The sequence below is a fragment of the Corynebacterium sp. KPL3927 genome (assembly GCF_040225835.1).
Taxonomy (GTDB): Bacteria; Actinomycetota; Actinomycetes; order Mycobacteriales; family Mycobacteriaceae; genus Corynebacterium.
Window position 1 is genome coordinate 1 of sequence record NZ_JBEHGD010000058.1, and the last position, 608, is coordinate 608.

The 608-nt window shown below is 54.9% G+C and carries 1 protein-coding gene; it reads left to right on the forward strand.

Annotated features, from left to right (window positions below):
- A partial coding sequence (locus ABRP86_RS11540; RefSeq protein ID WP_349864480.1) for an IS256 family transposase occupies positions 1-608 on the forward strand: 608 nt, incomplete at both ends.

A 608-nucleotide genomic window follows, 5' to 3' on the forward strand; every position in this document is an offset into this window, starting at 1 on the left:
GGTATCGCGAGATGCTTGGCATGCATGTCGCCACCACGGAATCCAACGCGTCGTGGAAAGGCTTCTTCCAAGACTTAAAAGCTCGTGGGCTTTCCGATGTCTACTTGGTTACCAGTGATGCCCACGAAGGCATCCAGCACGCCATTTCCGAAGTGCTACCTGATGCGTCGTGGCAGCGCTGCCGCACCCATTTTGCGAAGAACCTTTACGAGAAGGTCCCGAAGACACAGTGGCCTATGGTCTCTGCAATGTTCCAGACCATCTTTCAACAACCAGATGCCCAATCCACCTGGTCCCAAGCCCGTGAGGTAGTCGATCTAATAGAGCCGAAGTTCCCGCAAGTTGCGACCTATCTGGAGGAATCACTCGATGAAGTACTGGCGTTTACCGCAGCCCCGAAGTCGGTGTGGTCGAAGGTCTGGTCGAATAACCCCACAGAACGGTTAAACCGGGAAATCCGCCGGCGCACCGATGTTGTGGGCATCTTCCCGAACCGAGAATCCATCATCCGGCTTGTCGGTGCGGTCCTAGCCGAGCAACACGACGATTGGATCCAACAAAAACGCTACATGTCACTGACCGCACTCGAACACACCAGACACCTCATG